Here is a 17,773-nt window from a genome sequence, read left to right on the forward strand (position 1 = left end):
CCCCGCAAAATTCATTATACACTATTAATTTAAAAAACTAATTTCTATCTAGATTCTTCTATTTTTAATTGACCCATTTTTTTCAACAAATTAGTTGCAATTAGTAAATTCATTTCATAAAAAACATTATTTAAATTATTTTTATTATTTTTTTCTTTTTTCGCCTCAATTATTCTTCTCATATGTATTTCTCATTCAATCTCAGTATCAAATAATGCATTAAAGGGATTGTCTTCTCATTTTTCTTTCCACCCAAAACTAGAAGCTAATGATTTATCTTTACCTTTAAACAATGTTTTTTCTTTATCTCAATTAATTTCTTTTAAATTTTTTAATATTTTTTCAATATTTTCTTTTTCCCCTTTAAATTCATTTTTTTTAACTTCTTCACTATTACTTCTAATACTTTTATTTAATTTATTTTGTAAATTTATCATATTTTCATGTAAATCTATATAACTTTTTAAAAATTCTTTTAAAGCTATTTTGTGCTCTTTATTTAATTCTGTAACTTTTGAAGATCTATCTCCGTAACATAATTTATATTCCTTTTCTTGAGCAATTATACAAATAGATGATTGAGCGCCTTTAATTTTTTCATCATAATATTCTTTTGTTTTTTTGAAAGCTTGTTCATAATGTTGTTTTTTTGTTTCTAATTCTTTTATCGCTTTTTTAATTATTTCTTCTTGCTTTTCATTAATTTTGCTTATATTATTTTCTCTCTTAACTTCTCTTGTTATTTTTTTTACATTACGTGTAACATCATTGAATTGTTGTTTAATTTCTCGCTCATTACCAGAAGAATCAATTAATAAAACTTCAGAATTATTAACTTGAATATTTATTGTATTTGCAGAAATATTTATTTCTTTTGAATCGTTTAATTTCAAATGATCAGAGTTAATTTGTTGAAATTTAAGTTTGTCTTCTTGAGGAGAAGATTTCAATATTTCATTTTCATTATTGCTGGTTGTTGAAACATTTTCTTTTAACAATGATCGAAACTCTTCTCCTTTTGATTTTCAAACAAAAGGAACTGCTGTAGAATTAGCTCCTACAACGAAAATTGCACTACCCAATAATTTGTACTTCAGGGCCAGAGGCATTTTAGTTTTTAAAAATAATTCTTAGTATTAAAAAATTAAATTTTAAACAATTTTATTTAATATGGATTATTTAGGATTTATAAATTTCTTTTTCTTAAGAATTTAACCTACTAATAATTTAATAGATACAGGAAGACATATTCCTTTAATTTTTAAGTAAGACTTAAACATTGAGAAAAAATAAATAACTGCTAATAGAGCAAATACCCCAGTCATTAATCCATTATTTAATGAAAGGGGTAATAGAATAGATTGATTATTAAATAGCATATTTACATATTTATTTAATATAGAAGGAACTGCACAAGATCCACCAAAAGATGAAATAAATAGTAAGGCAAATAAATAAATAGTAATTGGCATACTATTTTCTCTATTTCCGAAGCCTAATAATTTAGTTGTTACAAAAATACCTTCCAAATCTTTAATTAGAAGATATATAACAGTTATTAGGCTCACTACTAATAGTGGGAAAACAAGGAAAATGAATAAGTAAGAAATATTATCTGTTAAATTACTTAAATTTTTGAAAATTACATCATTTAACACATTGTTGTTCATAACTCCAATAATAGATGAATTCATAGGTGTCGCATATTTAGAAAAAGCTTGAAGAAAATAATTTGCCAAATAATTTCTCGCTTCATCTTCTATTTGACTATCTTCTTGTGCAGTTGATTGCAGTAAATCTTTTTCTTCTACTTGTTCCATGTTTTGATTTTTCAAATCATTTACTTTCGTGTAATCTATATTATTGTTTTCAACTAATTCTTGATAGATTTTGTAATTTCTATCACTACCTACTATTCATTTTGGATCTTTTTCTTTACCCTTTTGTTTGCTTGATTTAAGTGGAGGGGCATAGCTCATAAGATTTCTGAATGCTGTATTTTCTAGTTTTTGTTGTACATTTGTGTAAATACCTGAAACAGAATATGAAGAGAAAGCTAAACTAATTTGTTCAGGTAAATTACCAATATCCAAAGTTTTATTTCCAGCAGTAAAGATTCCATTAAAGCCTGTATGTTCATTTAAGCCAATAATCTTGTTTACATCTTTTTGTGACATGAAAAAAGCTTCTTTAAAGTAAGAATCAAAAATATCAATTACTTTCAATGTATATTCTTTTATTTCTTTATTTTTTCAATGATATTTTGATTCATATTCTTTGGGTTCTTTTGAGGATAATTGAAGATTTGAATTATTTTCAATTAATTCACAAATTTTGTTATTTTTACCATTTCTTTCTGAATTTATTTGGTTTTTCTCTTGTTCATCTTTAGGGAGAGTTTTTAATTGACAAGTAAATCTAGTGTAATGATTATGAGGTTTAAATTTAATTTCATCTCCCACTCTTAAGTTATGTTTTTTGGCTGCAAATCTATTAACAATTATTGGAAATATATTATTATTTCTATTTTGTTTTTTATACAACAAATGATTTATTATTTTTTGATCTTTAAATAATTTGAAATAAGCTCCTCTAACATCCTCTTTTAATCCAATTATTTTTGTTGAAGTGGAAAGTATTTTATTTTTATCTTTTGCAGTCATAGTTCCTTTTGTTCAAGTATATGTTTGATCTCCTTGGGGAGTTTTTGTGGCATCAAAAGTTTGTTGTTGCCCTTCATTTTGACTAGCCTTCTTTAAATATTCACTTCTTCCGTTTATAGAAGAAAAGAAATGAAGTGGTGGTAAATTATTTTTTATTTCTTCTTTGTTTTCAATAGTATGAACTACATTCCCGAAAGTATATTTAATTGGAAGGTTATATTTTTCTCCTGATTGTCCGTTATTTCTTTGATCTGCAAAATCAGCTATAGCAGTAAATAATAGATATAAGAATTCTGGATTGTACATAATAACAATTTCACGATCAACTATTGTTGAATTATTTAGAATAATTATTTTTGATCCATCTAGATAATAAAGTCCATCTTCGAACGCTTTATTATTGCTATTTTGTTGATCTGTTGTTGAATTGCTTCCATTTTCTGATTTATTTAATAAATCTTGCGTCGGGAAGATATTATTTTTCCCGTTTCTTTGTTTTTGTCTTTTGTTAGTTGCTTGACTTTCTCTTCCAATTTCTTCTCCTTTAAAGAAGTAAGTTTTTTTTCCTCTATATTTATCTCCTTGTTTATTTATTAAATCTTTGTAATTTATTTTTCCTTGTTCAGTTTGGGATGAACTTGTCGCTTCGTGTTTAGTCATAAATTTTGAGACAAAGAAGGGTCCATATTTACTTTTGACAATATCTTGAATGAAATTATCATAATTTTCTTCATCTAATTTTTTTAAAATAGGTTGAACTTTTTCTAAATTTTTAGACGTTCAATCTCATACATTGTAATTCAATTTACCAGATTCAGAGTTATATTCAATATTTATATCTAAAAGAATTCTTAGAATAGTTTTTCCTCTAAAGAATTCTAGGGAACTTTCGATGATATCGTAGTCTTTTGAAGAAATTATTCAAAAGTTTTTATATCAATTTAAGAGAGTTTTTAATGTTGGCAAGTGATAAGTTTTTTGTTGTTGCCCATTTCCATTAACTGTAAATGTTTGTCATCCAGATGATTCTGAAGAACTACTATTTCCATTTGTTTTTTTAATGTTTTTTTCGTAAAAATCATTTCAATATTTAAAAATTGGCTCTCCAGTTTCAAAATGTGTGTAAGTTTTTAAATCTGTATTTGTTGAACTGGTTGTTGTTTCTCTTTTCTTTCGTGAATTATCAGATTTTGGATAAAGTTTTCATTTATTGTCTGTTTTTAAAAATGCACCGTAATCTTTTAAACAAGCATGATCACCTTGTTTGCCATTGCTTTCTGTTTGCTGCGTAACAGCACCATGATTGTCACATTTAACTAAATCTGACTTTCCCCATCAACCATTTACTTGGCCATAATAGTTGTCGTAAATATCTTTTAATATTTCAGTTTCTCGATATTTGCCTTTAATTTGATAATGTGTATTATCACTTTCTTTTGTTACTCCAAAAGTTTTATTTTCAAAATTGTTGGTTGTTGGTTGTTGGTTTTCAACTTGCATTAAGTCTATTTCTTTTCCTAAATTCTCATAAGAACTTAAGTTATATTCTCCAGATTCTTTGGTTGGAGTATCTAACTCAAAATCAAATCCATATTTTTTGGTCGCTTCTTCAGCTTTAGCAACTTGCGAAAACTTTCCATGATTGTGGAAGAAAAAGTTTAAGAAGATAAATCCTATTACAGAAGTTGCTGAAAGAATTGCTGATTGATTTAAAGTATTGAACAATAATACTGATCTGAATTTCCAAATGGAGGAAATTTTATATAGTAATCTATAAACAAAGAAATTGAATTTACTAATTTTCATTCCGGAAGTTGTTTTTAGTAGTGCACTAGCATTATCTTTTAGTATTCAGAAAGAGCAGAAATAAGCTACAGGAGCCACCAAAGATAATACTTTAAAAATAAAGTACAAAGTATTTCCTAGATTTAAAGAATTAAATTTAGTATTTAAGAATCAATAAGCGGAAATAATTGAATAAAAGCTTGATTGAGTCAACAATGATAGAAAATATCCTATCATTGTTGCAGCAGCTAAAGGAATTAATGTAAATAAACAAACATTCAATAAAACATCAGTTTTACCCATTCCATTAGCTACAAAATTACTAAATAGATACATATTACTCTTGATATATCTTTTTACTAGGATAATGATTAGAGTAATAACTATTGCATAAATTAATCCGGAAAGAGTATAGGAGACTGCTCCAACTCTTGATTGGAAGGCAGGAATATAGCTACTTCTTAAGCTATAAAGTTGATCATTACCTTTTTCTTCTCCTAATTTAGTTAAGGTATAGTAATCTTTATGTTTATCTAATTTTTGATCTAAGTATTTTTGTAGTTTTTCCATATATTTAATTTGTTCTGTTTTTGATTGAGCTTTAATTACTTCTGGAAAACCTACTGTAATATATTGTTCTTGTCATTTAGTGGAACCTCTTTCTTTTAAATCATTAAATCCAAATTTGTCTACATAAATAACCCCTTCCTTCGTTTTATCTGGTTGAAGAGATATTCAAGATTGTGCTGGATATAACAGCTCAGGAGTTAATCCTAATCCAGTAATAATTAGTTTTTTATCTCCCACATTAATAATGTGTTCATAATTTTTCTGATCGTCAATAAATTCTTTATACCTTTTTTCCCACGTTTCTTGTTCTAATCACAAATTATTAATTATTTTTCTAAATTCTTTATATTTTTCATTTGAAATAGGTTTAAATCCATTAATTCTTGCATATTCTGGTGAGATAACTGTGAAATAAGAGGTAGGTTGATCTATATAACCCACCATTTTGAAATTTTTTAATTCCACAAAAAGATTAGGGAGTATTTGAGCATCTACTAAATGGAATTTTTGATAAGAAGTGAAATTAAATATTATTCTTGAACCGCTAACATTTCAATTATTTTCTTGAATTTCATTCAATCATATTTGAAGTTTTCTGTGATATTCTGGTTGATATTCTTTATCTAATAATTCAGGTATATTTCAAGTATCTCTTCAAGGATATTGCAAATAAGCTACTCATCATTGGAAAGTATTTCTTATATCTTTTTGTTCATCAGTGAATTTAGCTCTAGAAATCATTCTTAACATTGGCACCATTCAAGGAGAATAGAATGGTTGATCATAAACATTTATAAAATCTCTTAATAATTTTTCCTGATCCTCTCTAGCTTCAAAAAGAGGATTACCCTCAACAATAACTAGAGGATTTAATTCTCCTCTTTCTTTTATATCTTCTATAGAGACTACTTTAAATGAGTGTCCTGTTGTTTCTCTATTCTTTAATGATGCAGTCGAATTACCTAAATTTGTTAATTGTATTGATCTATGAATATTGAATTTCAATTTATATTCTTCCCGAGGATCTGGAATAAATTTCATCATTTGATTATCTTGTAAAAGTCGTCATTGATTAACAATATTTGATAAATCTTTTGCTTTTCGTTTAATTTTTCTATCTTTTGCTTTTTCTAATCAAGGGTTTTGCTCAAAAGGTGTTCATAATTGATGATTATTGAAAGTATAGGTAGAATCGTTAGTTTGTTGAATATCTTCTTTAGAAGAAGCTTGAACTAATTCTGTTTGCCCTTCTTTTCTTCTAAATTCTTCTAATATTTTTCTTAAGTCCAAATATTGAGAATTTAGTAATCATTCTTCTGTTTGGATTTTTAATTTAGCTTTTTTTCTCTCTCTATATTTTCTTGTAAATTCGCGACTTTTTAATTCTTGATATTTTTTTCCAGAATCTATTTGTTCAATAACTTTTCCAGAATCCTTAGACATTCCAACCATATCCCCATTTCTAAGAATTGTGTGTAATTGTCGCTTATTAGTTTGTTCTACTTTTTTTCAACATTTGTTAGTCTGTCCTTGTGGTACTGCTCTACTTAGAGGCTTTAATTTTTGATAAATTTTTATATCTCCAAATTCACAAAGATAACCCAACTTTTCTCAAGTTAAATGTCCATGTATTAAACTTTCATCAACATCAAGATCTTGCCTTTTCAAGTCATCTGATGAACTTTTTTTACTTTCAAAAGCTTTTTCTTCTTGTTGGGTGTTTGTAGCATTTCTTTTAGATCTAGAAAGAGAAATAGTATCTCTACGCTCTCTTGATTTGACTTCTGTAATTTGCGGAATCTCATCAAAAACTCCTCAAGCTGAATTAATTTTTACAGTCTCATATCCTTTTTCTTTATTTTTTTCTTGAGCTTTAGAATCAGCCCCAGCAATTGCAATTACTAAAGAATCTTTGTAATCTGTATTTTCTTCGCTATGATAGGCTTTGAGGTAATCTTGTATCATTCTTCCTAAAAATTCATTTGAAATGTCCATTTCTTCTGTATAATCAGCACATTCTTTTCTAAATTTCAAATTATCTCTAGGTATTAGAGAGGCGGTAGATAAGTTTCCATCCTTCACTAAAGCAGCGTCTCAAATACCCTTGAATCTTATTTTCGGTCTAAATCAATAATTAGTGTAAATAGATTTAATACCTTTCATCGGGACACAGTAATCCCCAGCATAATTAGCTTTAGAGTCCTTTAATTTACCCATTCGTTCACTGGCTAATTGATCTTTATAGTTAACAAATCATCCTTGTGGGGTTAAATAACGAATTTCTATTTCTTTGGGACCTCCTGCCTCAATTTTTTCATCTTGAATAGTTACCGAAACTGGAACAGTAAAACTTGAACCTCCCGAATAAATATCAGGACTACCAGTTTTTATAAACATATCATTTTTAGGGGCAATAGAATAAGGTTTTATAGAAGAATCTATTATTTCTTTTATATTGTCTGTAGAAATTTGCACAAATGCTGAACAACCAGCAAAAAAGGTTATGACAGCAGTAGAAAAGAAATTAGTTTTTATATGATTAATTACTGTTTTAGAAAGTAAAAACATTTACTTTCTGAAAAAAATTACAAATTAATTAAAATTTTCCCATTTTAAATTTATTTAATTCATTGTAAAATTTATTCTGCTGTAGTTGTCGGGGAATAATAGCCTAAACCAGGTCAGGCCGCAATGGAGCAGCCTTAAAGGCTACCCCTATGTGCTATAGCCTAATTTATAGAGAAAAAACTAATTTTTATAGAAAAGACTTTTAAAAAACCTCTTATCTTCTACTGCAACCTAAACAGTAATAAAGTACAAATCTTGATATATAAAGAGCCATTTGCATTAATTGAGCCAAAATTTCAAATACAAAGAAAACTTCTCATTTTTTCGTAACAACAGCATCTTGTGGATCTAAATATCTAACCACTGTCTTCATTCTGTATAAGGATAATATAGGAGAAGTAAATATAATAACACCGCAAAGAATAAGAAGTGCAAAATGAGCGTAACCTGAAATTTTTTCATATACACTACCCATTATTAAACCAATCAAGCTTATAAGGAAAAGTATTAAATAAGCGGAATAGCAAAAACCTAAGAATTTATATAGACTAACAGCTTTGGAATGTTTTTTCATGAAAAAACCTATAGAAGCTGGAATTGAATAGACTATCAAGGTCATTCCGAAAATTGACAAACCAACTCAAAGATTTGCATGTTGATCGCTACTACCTCCAGATATATAACTAACACCTTTTAATAACAAAAGGAAAATAGTTCCGTAACTAAAAAACAATGAAATATAAGCATTTCTTACAAAGGGAGTTCTTACATCTAAGGGATTATTTTTGTACTTAGGAAAATAATAAAACATAAACATTAGGCCAGAAGCAATGGCAAAAATTCCTAAAATTCCTCAAAAAGCTTCAGCCCCACCGAGATGTGTATCAAATTTAGATACACTCGCCAAAATTGAAACAATTGCGCCAAAAGCGGCAAATCCTAATGCAGCTTGAGAAAATACCTTTTTTATAAAACCATATTCAAAAGAGGTAAGATCCTCTCTTAAATATTCTCTAAATAAACCTAAATTGAAAATTGATTTCATATTAACTAATTATTAAATACTTCTTTAATTTAAATAAATAAAAAATGGAGCAACCAAGGGGAATCAAACCCCTATCCTTTGCTTGGAAGGCAAATGTTTTATCACTAAACTATGGTTGCAATTACCCTAAAAAAGACGGATGCATAAACTGGTGCTGGGAGAGAGACTCGAACTCACACGCAGGACCACTGCACGGGGACTTAAATCCCGGGCGTCTACCAATTTCGCCACCCCAGCTTTTTTCATAAAAAATTCTAACTAAAAATAATATTATACTAATAATTTAAAGATCTTATTTTGTAATTTGGTGACCCACCTGGGATTCGAACCCAGGACCCTTTGGTTAAGAGCCAAATGCTCTGCCGCTGAGCTAGTGAGTCCCTAAAAGTAAGTTTAAAAATATTTAAGAATTAAATTCTGACAGTACTTGGTGATTCACCTGGGATTCGAACCCAGGACCCTTTGGTTAAAAGCCAAATGCTCTGCCGCTGAGCTAGTGAATCCTTGGCTGGGCTGGAAGGATTCGAACCGTCGCATCATGGAGTCAAAGTCCATTGCCTTACCGCTTGGCTACAGCCCAAAAATTAATGGTGGGCAAGGAGGGATTCGAACCCCCGTAACCTAATAAGGTATCTGATCTACAGTCAGACGCGTTTAACCACTTCGCTACCTACCCTATTTATATATCTCCTCTTCTGTAAGGAAATACAGGAAAACTAAATTTTATTTTAAAATTATTTATCCATAATTACTTCTTTTTTTGTTAAGTTAGAGAAAATTTTCTCTAACTTTGCATTAAATTCTCTTAAATTTTTTAATCTTTCTTTAAGAGTTATTTTTCCAATCGCACTATAAATTCTTTTATAGCCTTGAAACCAATTGAAAGAAGAATTTAGTTTAAAAAACACTAAAGTTCTATAAGAATTTTTAATTATTTCTCTTAAAGACTCAATAGAGTCTACAAAATACACTATAGATTCATCACTTTCTTTTAAGAAATTCCTAGCAGGAATTTCTCTAAAGAGCTCTATCGAAGATAAGAAGAATTCTCATCAAGCCTTTTTGGAGTGTAAAGTACATATTCTAAAAGATTTTCTAGTTTGATAATTTTTTTCATAAAAATTAGAAATTAAAAAAGCTAAATAAATGGAAAAAAAAGAAAAATATGGACAATAGACAACAACTAAAGAATTTTTAAAACCTAATTGTTCTTTATCAATTAATACATCTTTTTGGGGAAATATTTGATAGAGAAATCAATATACCCTTTTTAAAAAAAAGTATCTAGAGGAATATTCCTCTGATCCTTTGTATTGTTTTCTATGTCTTAAAGAATATAGGGAAAATAATAAAAAAATAAGACAAGATATGGGAAATAAAGGTATTATTAAATACCATCTTGATTTACTTTGAGTGATATTTTCCATTCGCGGTTGAAATTCAAACACTTTCCCCTACTTTACAAAATAAAGGAACTAAACATTCAAAACCTGTTTTAAATATTGCTTTTTGAACTTCACTATTCACGGGAATTAACTCTTCTATAGTTAATTTCATCTTTTCGGGCAAAATAAAATCAATTAAATTTTCTTCATATCAGACTAGTTGAAGAGAACATCCCTCTTCTAGAAAGGATGATAATTGAGCATAATCAGAAGATAATAAACTATATTCTTCATAAGTTTCACTATCACAAAACTTTAAATTTTGTCCCTCTTTATGCGTAAATATAGCTTCTCTTTTACTAAGAATAGCTCTTTCTAATCTTTGATTAGAAAGTTCCTCAGTAATAATAGCTTTAGTATATAGATTTTTTAATTTACATTTAATTAAACCGCCCCTCATTGCTGTTTTATTAAAAGAATGGTCTAACACCAAATGAGGAACTCCTTTTCATAAAACAGTTTGACCAGCTCTTAATTCTCTAGCTTCTAGAATTCTATCGCTAGACATTAAGAATTACTTTCTAAACGGTCAAAATTTATTTTCCATTTAGATAAATAATTTTCTTTAATTTCTTCCCCCTTTAAATTCATTAAAACACTAATTCAAGACAATCAACCTAATCATTCCTTAAAGTTTTTTTCTTGAATGGCCTCATGAATGGAAGCCATTCAACTGTAACTTATATGTAATAATTCTGTTCTAAGTTTATTGTCTTCTCTAGCTAAAACATATAAATTACTTCCTCCTTCCCTAGAAGTGCCTAATATGCACTTCTCGGCTTCTTCCTCTTTCTTATAAATTAAACATAAGGAAAGAGTGAAATGAACAATATCAATAAATTCTTCTTTTAAATTTTCTAGTTTAATCTCTTTTTTAGTTCAATATTTGAATAAAAGAGTTTCATTCAGAAATTCAAAGAATTCTACAACTAAAGCAGTTTTTCGCGCCAATAAAAGACTAAATTCATCTAAAGAAGAAAATTGTTTTTCTAAAACTTTTTCATCTAATTCTTTTTGATATTGAAGTAATTCTGATAACTTCAAAATTTAATTTATTAAATAAAGGACTTTAAAAGCCCTTTTAAGGTATAAAAACCAATTATTTAGAAATAGTAGAAATTAATTTTTTAAATTGTTCTGGATTAGTAATAGCCAATTCAGATAATACCTTTCTATTTAGCTTTATATTAGCTTTTTTTAAAGCATTAATTCCTTGAGAATAGGTAATTCCAGCCCCTCTAAAAGCAGCATTTAATCTCAAAATCCAAAGTCTTCTATATTCTCTTTTTTTATTTCTTCTATCTCTATAAGCATATTGATCAGCCTTAAAAATTGATTGTCTAGCAACCCTATAACCAATATGTCTATGACCTCAATATCCCTCAGCCCTCTTTAATATTTTTTTTCTTCTACGTCTAGTAGCAACACTATTTGTAGCTCGCATTTCTAACTACTTCTTATTATTGGAATGAATAAGATAAGCTGTTATCTTATATTGTGCTTCATTAAAAAGAACACTTTTTCTAGCTTTTCGTTTTTGTTTGGTAGTTTTCGCAGAAGCACAATGAGATCTATGCGATCTTTTTCGTTTTATAGCCCCAGAACCTAGAATAACAACCCTTTTAGCTAAAGATTTTTTAGTCTTATGTTTAATTTTTTTAACCTTTTTTTTCATTTAAATACTGAAAATTAAATATGAATAAACACTATTAAGGCGAATTTTATTTTTTAATTTTAAATTTAAAGGAAATTTTGTCTCTTTAATTTATTTAATTAACTAAATAAATTAATTTGTTAAGTACTAATTTTTCTGCAAATTGTGAAAATCATTTTCTTGAAAAATGATTTAATAAAGGGCCCAAAAGTAAAGAAAAATCTACTCCAATATTATTAATTCTTCTTAAAAAAGCTTATAAATTTAATAAAAAAAATTTAGTAAAAATATGATCTTGCTTTTTTATATTATTTGTAATTCTCAATATTTTATATATACAACCTATAGAATGAAGCAAATTTAAATTAATTTTTAATGAAGTTAATACTAAAAATAAATCTTTCACTGCTGTATTTATTTTTGGCATTTTATTTTTTGCAATCAATGATATTTTTCTCAATAAATTATCTTATTCAGGAAGAATTTTTCAAAAAGATAAGAAAATTTCTTTTATAGAATGATTGAAACTTCATTCTATTTCATTTTTAATAAGATCTGTCACTCCTTTTTCTATAGGTTCAGAACCTTATATAATCTGATGGCTTAAAAAAAGAGGAATACCTTTGAGGCGAGGAGCCTCAATAGTTTCAGCTTTAACTATTAGTTGATTTTTATCTCAAGGAATAATTACCTGACCTTCTTTTATTTATCTGAATCTTCAAGGTAATTGAACTAAGAATCAACCAGATTTGAAATATTATTGAATGATGGTTTCTGGTTTACTAATAGATTTCATTTCTACTGCTTTTGTATTTTCTATTAGTTACAGCAAAAGAGTTCATTATTTCTTTTCTATTACTAAATATAAATTCAACGCTTTATTTAGAATTCCTAATACTTTAACAATTTTTGATATCAAATGAAAATATTTAAGTAATAAAAAATTTAAGAAAAATTTCATAAGAACTTTTTTTAATATTGTCACTTTTAGAGCAATATTTGTTTTCACTATTCAAAATATTCTTAATTATTCTTTATTCGCCCTTTTTAGTTCTTCGATCAATAATAATTGAAGTAATTTTTTTAATAATTTCCATATTATTAATATTTCTACTACTTCTAATAATTTTGTTCCTACTCCCGGATCCGAAGGATCTATTCAATTTACTATAGATAAGATGAATAAATTATTTTCTTTAAATGGAGGATCTCAAGTGGAAAATGGAAAAACAAGTGAAAATTCAAATAAATTAAATGAAACTATTTTTTTGTGAAGATGATCTCAAAAATATCAACCCCTCCTATTAAGTTCTTTATTTTTATTTATTTATTACTTAAATTTTTGAATTAAAAAAAGAATTAATAAATTTCACTTAAAGAAGAGTATTTGCCCAGAATTAACTTCTTGATATACTGTCACCTACTCTTTAACCCCGAAGAACTAATTTTTAGTTTTTTACATATTTCTGCTTTTTTAATTCCTCGAGATTTTAAATCTCAAATGAGAGCATATTGAATATTTTTACTTTTTAGGAATTCATAGATTTTATTAGTTTTTTCCTTAAATGAAAGATCTTGATAAATATCTAAGGAATTTTTCACCATTTCTATTTCAGTTTCTCTGCACCATTGTTGATGCTCTTTAGAAATAAACTGTCAATTGAAATTCTTTTTTAATTCGTGTAAAGTTTGAAACTTAACTAATTGATATAAATAATTTTTAAAAGAAAGAGAGCTTTCGCTCTCTAACCTGTAACTATTTATTGCTTTTCAAAAAGCTAGGAATACATAACTTTCTACTTCTTGAAAAGATCAACTAATTAAATTGGAATAAACATTATTATTTAAGAATTTTGCAGCATATTTACAAGTGGCAGGAAAATATTTAGATAGTACATGATTAAAAGCTTCTTGATCTTTATTATTTTGGAATTTCTTTATATATTCCAAAATTAATGAGTTTATTTTGATATTTTCTTTTTTCATCGAAAGTCATTATATGAGTAAAACGAGATTTTTTTAGTACCATATTTGTGCTTTGCGAGTTCAATTAATTTATTAAATTATTCCTAATATTTTTAACAAATTCTTCTATTTCTGTTTTACAACTTTGAGAATTTAATAAAAATACTTCTCTAATAATTGTTGATCTACAGTTTTCTTGCAAATCAACAAAAATTTTTTCCATTTTTTCAATAAAAATATTTAAAGGAGATTTATGTTCTAGTGATTGTAAATTAATTGTTGTTCTTATTTTTTCTGAATCTTCCAAATGTTGTTCTCAATATAAATCAATAAAGTGAATCATTATTTCTTTTAAAAGACTATTGATATCTATATTGACTAATTTAGTTTTTTTAATCTCCCAGAACTTAAAAAATACTTTATTTAAAAAACTTTCTATATATTCCATTGATTTATTTTTGAAGTCTTTTTCTTCAAATAATTCCATTTCAAAATAATATTCATTTAGTAAAGCTATAAAAGATTGGATTTTCTCTTCAGAACTATCTATTTTTTCAAAAATATGATTCATTCAAGTTTTTAATTGCTTTTCGATCATATTTTCAAAAATTTTTTGGTTTTCAGTAGATAAAAGAATAAATTTTCTTTGTTTGTAAATAATATCTTGCTGAATAGAAAGAATTTCGCTGTACTCTACTAAATTCTTTCTATTATCAAAAGAAGCATATTGAATTCGCTTTTGTAAAGTAGAAATAGTTTTTGAAAGAAAAGGACTTTCAAAATATTCTTCTTTCATTTTTTTAGAAACTTTTTCAAATTTATCAGCACCAAATCTCTTGAAAATAGTATCTTCAAGAGAAATAAAGAAAACTGATTTTCCAGGATCTCCTTGCCTTCCAGAACGTCCCCTTAATTGGTCATCAACTCGCTTAGACTCATTTTTTTCACAAGCTAATACATAAAGACCGCCTAACTCTCTAACTTCAGGAGAGATTTTTATATCTACTCCTCTACCAGCAATATTAGTAGCTATAGTAATAGCATGTTTTTGTCCAGCTCTCGCAATTATCATAGCTTCTTTATAGTGATTTCTAGCATTCAAAATTTCACAAGGAATTCCTTCTTCTTGCAATTTTGAATAAATGTATTCAGATTCATCTACTGAGCTAGCACCAATTAATAGTGGTTGTCCCTTTAAATAATGGTGCTTAATTTCGGCAATGATGGCTTTAATTTTTATTTCTTTATTTTTGAAAATCATATCGGGCAAATCGACCCGTTGAATTTTTTTATAAGTTGGTATTTGAACAACTATCATATTGTAAGTCTCTGAAAGCTCTTTAGCTTCAGAAAAACCAGTACCTGATAATGCTGAAATTTTTTTATATTTTCTAAAAAAAGTTTGATAGGTAATTTTTGCAGATACTTTACTTTCTTTTTCTACTTCTATTCCTTCTTTAGCTTGAATAGCTTGTTGAAGACCATAACTATAACTTCTATCTGCTAATATTCTTCCAGTTCATTGATCAATTAATTTAATTTGATTATCGTGCACTATATATTCCCTTCCATTTTCAAAAACAAAATTAGCTGATAAAGCATTATGAATTTTGTTAATTAAAGCAGAATTATTTAATGAATAAAGCTGTTTTAATCCTAAAATAGATTCAATCTTCTTGACTCCTCTACTGTTTAGATATACAGATTTACTTTCTCAATCAATTTTGTAATCAAGTTGATCTAAAAATTTAACAGCTTGATCAATTTCAGAATGCCATCTAAAACCATCATCTGTCGGCTTTGAAATAATTAAGGGGGTTCCAGCCTCATCAATAAGAATGGAATCCCCCTCATCAATAATTGCATAACTTAAAGGAGGCAATACTATATCATTTGAATTTGTGGCCATATTATCTCTCAAGTAATCAAAAACTAATTCTGAATTAGTTGTATAAGTAACATCACATTTAAACATCTCTCTTTTCAAATATCTAGAAAGAGCAACACTATTAAAGCCAACAGAAAGACCTAAAAAATTTAAGGTCTTTCTACAAAATTCAGCATCTCGTTTTACTAAATATTCATTTACTGTAACTACATGTAATCCTTTTTGTGCTAAAGCTAATAAATAAGCAGCTAAAACAATAACTAATGTTTTACCTTCTCCTGTTTTCATTTCAGCAAAGTTCCCTTCATAAATAACAAGAGCTCCTAAAAGTTGTGTATGGAAAGCATAAAGATTATGAGTTCTAAATACTGCTTCTCTAACTACAGCTAAAGCTTCAGGAACTAAATCGGATAGTTCCTCCCCTAGCTCTATTCTTTTTAAAAAATATTTAGTTTTTAGTTTTAATTGTTCATTAGTTAAAGATTTAACTTCATCAGTAAATTCTTCTACTTGTAAAAGAACTGTATTAAGTCTTGATAGAGTAGATTCTGAAGTACTTAATAATGTTTTTAATCCCATTTACTCGAACAATTAAAATTTTGTATTCCCCCTTTTGGGAGAAATCTTATAAATATTTAAATTTTTTTAAGTTTCTAGAAGATTATTTTTCAGAACAACAGCATTTACAATCGCTTGAACTTTCTTTGCAGCAACAACATTCATCTTTACATGTCTCATTAGAACAACAATTCTCTTTTTTGCATTTTTCACAACAATTTTTATTATGGCAGCATTCTAGACAATCTTTTTTACATGTATTTACATTTTGAGTATTATTGCCATTTTTAGTGAAATGATAAATTGCCAATCCTATTATTGGAGTGGAATAGAAGAACATATATGCAAAAGTTTTGAATATTGATTTATTGATAATAATTTATTGCTTATTTTCAAAATATAGATAAATCAATAAGTATTCTTTCTCAATAATTTTTTTAATATATCTAATCTATTAAATTTTTATAAATTTTTTTGTTTTTTGAATTAATCAAAAATTTAATTTCCCTCGCAGCAACAACATTCCGAAGAACAATTTTCTTTTTGCGCGCAACATTCTTTTTTGCAATTTTCAGAACATTTATCTTTGCAAGATTCAGAGCATTTTTTACATTGATTTTGTCCATTACCATTATTAGAATGATTGCCTGAAGCAAAATGATAAATAAAAAGACCTATTACAGGAGAAGAATAAAAAAAGATATATGCCAAAGTTTTAAAAACAATTTTGAAATTCTTAATAAATTAAATTTTTGTATTTTTTTTATTTAATTTATAAAAATAATTAATATTTCCCTAAAAATAGGGAAATTTAATTATTTTTTAATACTTCATTTATGAATACTAATTTCAAAAAATATATCAAGCAATTAATTAATAATTGTTATTTGTCATAAAAATTTAAGTTGAGAGTATCACTGCAATCTCTTCATCAATTTAAAAATATTTTTCCTGTTCAAGTATTCTTTCATAATGAGCATTTGTAAATTGAATACATATTTTTCTTATCTAGTTTAAATTTTTTAGCCTTCCCATTAAGTTGAATTTGTTTGCTTTGCAATTTATTAGCAATTTCTCCTAATTCTTTAGTAAACTGAACAAATTCTTTCACTCCATGTGAAAATTCTTTTGATAATTGTTCCCAAAATTGATTTATATCCCCTTTTCACTCTAATTTTTCAGTATTAAAAAATTTTTTTAATAATTCAAATAATACTGATCATTCAATCTCAAATAAATCTCGGTATCATCATCCAAAAAGTGATACAGTTCCATGAAATATATTATTTCAATTTTCTTTAATTTCTGCGCTTTTACTATATAATTTGGCTCAATCAAGCTGGACTAATTGCTTGATAAATTTAATAAAATCTTCAAAATATTTTTTAATTGATTTCAAAAAGATAGTATACAAATGAGTTGTTTTTTCTCAAAAACTAGACGCTGCAATAGTATTTTCTAATTGCTGATTATTGGAATTAATTTGATTAAAGGTGAATAATTTTTGAAATTTTTTTCTAATTCCTTCAAAATTATTGGAAACACTTTTGTAAGCTAATTCTAAACTAGCTACACTAGCTATAATAGTGCCCCCCCCGCAAGGGCACAGCAAGTGTAAAGTTTAGGTTTGGT

The 17,773-nt window shown here is 26.9% G+C and carries 14 protein-coding genes and 6 tRNA genes; 1 reads left to right on the top strand and 19 read right to left on the bottom strand.

Going from position 1 to position 17,773, the window contains the following annotated elements; all coding sequences use genetic code 4:
- Nucleotides 1-44 precede the first annotated feature (44 nt).
- The 14 genes from PRV_RS00365 to PRV_RS00430 form a co-directional block, all read right to left on the bottom strand.
- Nucleotides 45-1,109, bottom strand: a complete 1,065-nt coding sequence (locus tag PRV_RS00365; RefSeq protein ID WP_022768884.1) for a hypothetical protein — start codon at nucleotides 1,107-1,109, stop codon at nucleotides 45-47.
- 102 nt (nucleotides 1,110-1,211) lie between these two features.
- Nucleotides 1,212-7,586, bottom strand: a complete 6,375-nt coding sequence (locus PRV_RS00370; RefSeq protein ID WP_022768888.1) for an ABC transporter permease — start codon at nucleotides 7,584-7,586, stop codon at nucleotides 1,212-1,214.
- Between the two features lie 214 nt (nucleotides 7,587-7,800).
- Nucleotides 7,801-8,631, bottom strand: a complete 831-nt coding sequence (locus tag PRV_RS00375) for a hypothetical protein (RefSeq protein ID WP_022768891.1) — start codon at nucleotides 8,629-8,631, stop codon at nucleotides 7,801-7,803.
- A 45-nt stretch (nucleotides 8,632-8,676) separates the two neighbouring features.
- A tRNA-Gly gene (locus tag PRV_RS00380) sits at nucleotides 8,677-8,750 on the bottom strand.
- A 30-nt stretch (nucleotides 8,751-8,780) separates the two neighbouring features.
- Nucleotides 8,781-8,868, bottom strand: a tRNA-Leu gene (locus PRV_RS00385).
- A 68-nt stretch (nucleotides 8,869-8,936) separates the two neighbouring features.
- A tRNA-Lys gene (locus tag PRV_RS00390) sits at nucleotides 8,937-9,011 on the bottom strand.
- A 48-nt stretch (nucleotides 9,012-9,059) separates the two neighbouring features.
- A tRNA-Lys gene (locus PRV_RS00395) sits at nucleotides 9,060-9,134 on the bottom strand.
- Between the two features lie 2 nt (nucleotides 9,135-9,136).
- Nucleotides 9,137-9,211 (bottom strand) — tRNA-Gln (locus PRV_RS00400).
- Nucleotides 9,212-9,219: 8 nt separating this feature from the next.
- Nucleotides 9,220-9,307, bottom strand: a tRNA-Tyr gene (locus PRV_RS00405).
- 58 nt (nucleotides 9,308-9,365) lie between these two features.
- Nucleotides 9,366-10,058: a hypothetical protein gene (locus PRV_RS00410; protein WP_022768894.1), complete on the bottom strand. Its 693-nt coding sequence runs from the start codon at nucleotides 10,056-10,058 to the stop codon at nucleotides 9,366-9,368.
- On the bottom strand, nucleotides 10,036-10,584 hold the full coding sequence (locus tag PRV_RS00415) for a translation elongation factor P (protein ID WP_022768898.1): 549 nt from the start codon (nucleotides 10,582-10,584) through the stop codon (nucleotides 10,036-10,038). Before PRV_RS00415 ends, PRV_RS00410 begins: the two co-directional genes overlap by 23 nt.
- A complete protein-coding gene (locus tag PRV_RS00420) occupies nucleotides 10,584-11,120 on the bottom strand; it encodes a dUTPase (protein WP_022768902.1) in 537 nt (178 codons plus the stop codon). The genes PRV_RS00415 and PRV_RS00420 overlap by 1 nt, the downstream gene beginning before the upstream one ends.
- A gap of 55 nt (nucleotides 11,121-11,175) precedes the next feature.
- The gene (rplT, locus tag PRV_RS00425; RefSeq protein ID WP_022768905.1) at nucleotides 11,176-11,520 is read right to left on the bottom strand and encodes a 50S ribosomal protein L20; all 345 of its coding nucleotides are present in this window, start codon (nucleotides 11,518-11,520) and stop codon (nucleotides 11,176-11,178) included.
- 6 nt (nucleotides 11,521-11,526) lie between these two features.
- On the bottom strand, nucleotides 11,527-11,751 hold the full coding sequence (locus PRV_RS00430; protein ID WP_022768909.1) for a large ribosomal subunit protein bL35: 225 nt from the start codon (nucleotides 11,749-11,751) through the stop codon (nucleotides 11,527-11,529).
- 116 nt (nucleotides 11,752-11,867) lie between these two features.
- Between PRV_RS00430 and PRV_RS00435 the strand changes: the two genes are divergently transcribed.
- Nucleotides 11,868-13,175 (top strand): lysylphosphatidylglycerol synthase domain-containing protein, encoded by a 1,308-nt coding sequence (locus PRV_RS00435; RefSeq protein ID WP_022768912.1) that lies wholly within the window; start codon nucleotides 11,868-11,870, stop codon nucleotides 13,173-13,175.
- Here PRV_RS00435 and PRV_RS00440 read toward each other — a convergent pair.
- The 5 genes from PRV_RS00440 to PRV_RS00460 form a co-directional block, all read right to left on the bottom strand.
- Entirely contained in the window at nucleotides 13,090-13,716 is a 627-nt protein-coding gene (locus PRV_RS00440; protein ID WP_022768913.1) for a sigma-70 family RNA polymerase sigma factor, read from the bottom strand. The genes PRV_RS00435 and PRV_RS00440 overlap by 86 nt on opposite strands.
- Nucleotides 13,717-13,780: 64 nt before the next feature.
- The gene (locus tag PRV_RS00445) at nucleotides 13,781-16,162 is read right to left on the bottom strand and encodes a preprotein translocase subunit SecA (RefSeq protein WP_022768914.1); all 2,382 of its coding nucleotides are present in this window, start codon (nucleotides 16,160-16,162) and stop codon (nucleotides 13,781-13,783) included.
- 82 nt (nucleotides 16,163-16,244) lie between these two features.
- The gene (locus PRV_RS02985) at nucleotides 16,245-16,451 is read right to left on the bottom strand and encodes a hypothetical protein (protein WP_144062285.1); all 207 of its coding nucleotides are present in this window, start codon (nucleotides 16,449-16,451) and stop codon (nucleotides 16,245-16,247) included.
- A 188-nt stretch (nucleotides 16,452-16,639) separates the two neighbouring features.
- The gene (locus PRV_RS00455; protein WP_022768920.1) at nucleotides 16,640-16,852 is read right to left on the bottom strand and encodes a hypothetical protein; all 213 of its coding nucleotides are present in this window, start codon (nucleotides 16,850-16,852) and stop codon (nucleotides 16,640-16,642) included.
- Between the two features lie 172 nt (nucleotides 16,853-17,024).
- Entirely contained in the window at nucleotides 17,025-17,753 is a 729-nt protein-coding gene (locus tag PRV_RS00460; protein WP_022768924.1) for a hypothetical protein, read from the bottom strand.
- Between the last annotated feature and the right edge of the window lie 20 nt (nucleotides 17,754-17,773).

This window comes from Mycoplasma parvum str. Indiana (assembly GCF_000477415.1).
GTDB lineage: Bacteria > Bacillota_I > Bacilli_A > Mycoplasmatales > Mycoplasmoidaceae > Eperythrozoon_A > Eperythrozoon_A parvum.